The organism is Clostridium sp. C8 (genome assembly GCF_001010885.1).
Classification (GTDB): Bacteria; Bacillota; Clostridia; order Clostridiales; family Clostridiaceae; genus Clostridium; species Clostridium sartagoforme.
In genome coordinates, this window is the sequence record NZ_LBMX01000118.1 from 1 (window position 1) to 3,227 (window position 3,227).

Here is a 3,227-nt window from a genome sequence, read left to right on the forward strand (position 1 = left end):
GACTATTATTAGCTGGTCTTTCATAAATTACATTACTAAATTTTAATGCTGTTTAATAACTAATAAGGTAAATTAACCTCTAGTTATTATAAAGTTTTGTTGCTTTTGGATTGTGCTTACTGTGTAATCCATAAGACTTTCAACTGCATCAGATAATTCTACTAAATTATCATCTGTAGCATCTGCAGAAATATTTTTGAAAGTTTGCTTCTTAAATACTTCCTTACCCTTAGAATCAACACCAATTTGGTATTTAACCTCTACTGAATTTTGTACTAATACTGAGTTTGCCATGTTTATCACCTCCTCATTAATGTATATATGCACTTATGAAGAGTTTTTAAAAGATATAAAAAAATAGAGTAAATATTTTTATAATTTCTAAAGAAAAAACAGATGAATTTTACCTTCACCTGTTTGTACTTGTTATGCAAAATATATTAAATTGTAATTTATCGAACAAGTTCTGCCCAGGGGTACTTGTGGGGTTCCTTGCATCCCACTTGCTAGAAGATAATTGTAAGTTAGCGCCTTACTTATATTCTTATTATTGAATTTAAATCAAAGTACACATTTCTTAATCTAAAAGGGCTTGGATTAGTAAATAATAATTTTACTTTTTCAAAGTCACTTAATCTCCTATTATAGTAATATGGTAAACTAAAACTTAATCTCTCATCCCTTAACCAATTTGGTATATCTAAATTATATATTTGAAAAAAATGATCAATTAAACTTACTGATATAATCAAAAATTCTTTTTCTTTTTCATTTAATAAATCTATATTTACTTCTTCTTCATATAAACTATTAATGAAATCTTTATCCTTAAATTTTAGAATTTCTAATAACTGATTTATACTTGTATCTCTATCATTATAATTATACAGTGCTTGTAAATACTTATTTCCAATCATATCCTAGATCCTCTCCTAAATACATAATAAATGTTCTTTGTCTTTCTCCTATTAATGATAAAGGTATATACTGAGAGACTATATTTATTAATTCTTCTTTTGTTTTAATATTTAAATCCTTACAAAGTATATAACAGTCAACAAAATCTTTTGCAGGCTCTGGTCTTGCAGCTAATATTTTCATTGCTAATAATTGTTTAGCATTAGGTTTTAGAATCTGCAAATTTGAATATTGTTTAAATATTTCTTTTTCTTCTTTTATTATATACTTTAGGGGTTCTTTAATCTCTTCGTTAATCCAGTTATCTGATAAATTAAATACAAATTTTGTATCATCTAATATATTATTTAAAATGTTTATGTTTATTTCACTAAATACACAGTCTATATCTCTTGTTGCTGGTCTATTATCATAAACCATCGTCATTACTGTTCCACCATAAATTGTTATTTCTAATTGTAATTGATTATCTCTTAATCTGCTATTTAAGTATTCAAAAATATCATTCAACTTTTCTTTATTAAGCAAACTAATATTAGAAAATAAATTTAAACTATCCAAACTTTTTTCCTCCTACTAAATAACTCTATATCTATATTATACCCTAAAATATTAATCTTTTTATATTAACTTTTACTAAAATCAATAAAAAACAGGTGATTTTTTTACATTCACCTGCTAAAACATTTTTTCATTCTCTTTTATAAAATCTCTTTGCATTTCTATATAATCAACTAATGGTTTTATATTATCTAATGTTGATTCTTCTAAGGCCCTTTTATATTCAATTGAAGATTCACCATTCATATATTTTAAATCTAACCTATTATCTAATAATTGTTTTAAATATATAAATCTGCCTATTCTACCATTCCCATCTTGAAATGGATGTATACATTCAAATTCAAAATGGAATTTTGCTATATCGTAAATTGTAACTTCCTTTAAACTATAAAAATTTTCTATAATTGCATTTAACTTATCTTCTACTTCCCAAGGATTTGCAGTATTAAATTTAGTTCCAAGTATTCTATTTTGATATTTTTTAAATACTCCTGCTAATCCCATATCATACAATCTTGTTCTATACATTAAACTAGCATGCCATTCTTTTATCATTTCTAAAGTGAGATTTTCATCTATTTTATCTAATACCATATCAAAAGTATAGAAAGAATTAACAGTTTCTTGAACATCATCTAAAGTATGAACTCCCATTACTATATTTTTTTCAAATAAAAGTTGAAGTGCTTCTGTTGTAAATGTACTTCCCTCTATTTTATTTGAATGATATATAAAATCGTATTTTAAAATTTCATTTAAAGAATTGTGAATTCCTTTTGTTTCTTTCAACACCTTTAAAAATCTATTATAATACTCATTCTTCATTATATTCTCTACACCTCATTAATAAATTTCATTATATATTTATATTAACGTATTTATATTATTATTATAACCTATATTTTATTTAGTTAAAATAAAATACAGATTTTTAGGGAATCTAGTAACTCATTTTCATATAATAATTCAAAACTATGAAAAGAGTGTCCAAATTTGGACACTCTATTTTGGGCACTCTATATATTAAACTAAAGAGCAACAGTAGTTGTTTCTTTATTTATAACCTTTGCTTCTACCATTTCCATAAGATCACCTGCTTCTGTTTTTATTAACTTATTAGTTAATACAGAATCCATAAGAGCAGAAATGTCAGCATCTAAAACATTTTCCTTAACATCTTTAACTATTAAGTTAACCTTTTTCCCTGAAACATCTTTAAAAGTCATTTTTGCACTTCTTTCTATCATGATATATCCCCCTTTCATAAATTACATTACTAAATTTTAATGCTGTTTAATAACTAATAAGGTAAATTAACCTCTAGTTATTATAAAGTTTTGTTGCTTTTGGATTGTACTTACTGTGTAATCCATAAGACTTTCAACTGCATCAGATAATTCTACTAAATTATCATCTGTAGCATCTGCAGAAATATTTTTGAAAGTTTGTTTCTTAAATACTTCCTTTCCCTTAGAATCAACACCAATTTGGTATTTAACCTCTACTGAATTTTGTACTAATACTGAGTTTGCCATGTTTATCACCTCCTCATTAATGTATATATGCACTTATGAAGAGTTTTTAAAAAATCTATAAAAAAATAGAGTAAATATTTTTATAATTTCTAAAGAAAAAACAGATGAATTTTACCTTCACCTGTTTGTACTTGTTATGCAAAATATATTAAATTGTAATTTAACGAAGAACTGGTTTATCCCCGGAGGCAATGTCATCAAGCTATAATT

Annotated in this window: 6 protein-coding genes; all 6 read right to left on the reverse strand. The window is 24.9% G+C overall.

From position 1 onward, the window contains the following. Positions 1 to 72 precede the first annotated feature (72 nt). The 6 genes from AAT22_RS18385 to AAT22_RS18410 all read right to left on the reverse strand — a co-directional run bounded on the left by AAT22_RS18385 (position 73) and on the right by AAT22_RS18410 (position 3,017). Entirely contained in the window at positions 73 to 294 is a 222-nt protein-coding gene (locus AAT22_RS18385; RefSeq protein WP_047001113.1) for a DUF1659 domain-containing protein, read from the reverse strand. A gap of 242 nt (positions 295 to 536) precedes the next feature. Then, positions 537 to 917 (reverse strand): hypothetical protein, encoded by a 381-nt coding sequence (locus AAT22_RS18390; RefSeq protein ID WP_047002326.1) that lies wholly within the window; start codon positions 915 to 917, stop codon positions 537 to 539. After that, on the reverse strand, positions 904 to 1,479 hold the full coding sequence (locus tag AAT22_RS18395; protein WP_084820808.1) for a DUF6036 family nucleotidyltransferase: 576 nt from the start codon (positions 1,477 to 1,479) through the stop codon (positions 904 to 906). The genes AAT22_RS18390 and AAT22_RS18395 overlap by 14 nt, the downstream gene beginning before the upstream one ends. A gap of 117 nt (positions 1,480 to 1,596) precedes the next feature. After that, positions 1,597 to 2,307: a Fic family protein gene (locus AAT22_RS18400; protein WP_047002327.1), complete on the reverse strand. Its 711-nt coding sequence runs from the start codon at positions 2,305 to 2,307 to the stop codon at positions 1,597 to 1,599. Positions 2,308 to 2,510: 203 nt separating this feature from the next. Then, entirely contained in the window at positions 2,511 to 2,729 is a 219-nt protein-coding gene (locus tag AAT22_RS18405; RefSeq protein ID WP_047002328.1) for a DUF2922 domain-containing protein, read from the reverse strand. Between the two features lie 66 nt (positions 2,730 to 2,795). Then, positions 2,796 to 3,017, reverse strand: a complete 222-nt coding sequence (locus tag AAT22_RS18410) for a DUF1659 domain-containing protein (protein ID WP_047001113.1) — start codon at positions 3,015 to 3,017, stop codon at positions 2,796 to 2,798. Positions 3,018 to 3,227: the final 210 nt, after the last annotated feature.

What these genes read in the sequence shown, in the direction of transcription:
- AAT22_RS18385 (WP_047001113.1), bottom strand. Translation starts at nt 294, where the DNA reads ATGGCAAACTCAGTATTAGTACAAAATTCAGTAGAGGTTAAATACCAA.
- AAT22_RS18390 (WP_047002326.1), bottom strand. Translation starts at nt 917, where the DNA reads ATGATTGGAAATAAGTATTTACAAGCACTGTATAATTATAATGATAGA.
- AAT22_RS18400 (WP_047002327.1), bottom strand. Translation starts at nt 2,307, where the DNA reads ATGAAGAATGAGTATTATAATAGATTTTTAAAGGTGTTGAAAGAAACA.
- AAT22_RS18405 (WP_047002328.1), bottom strand. Translation starts at nt 2,729, where the DNA reads ATGATAGAAAGAAGTGCAAAAATGACTTTTAAAGATGTTTCAGGGAAA.
- AAT22_RS18410 (WP_047001113.1), bottom strand. Translation starts at nt 3,017, where the DNA reads ATGGCAAACTCAGTATTAGTACAAAATTCAGTAGAGGTTAAATACCAA.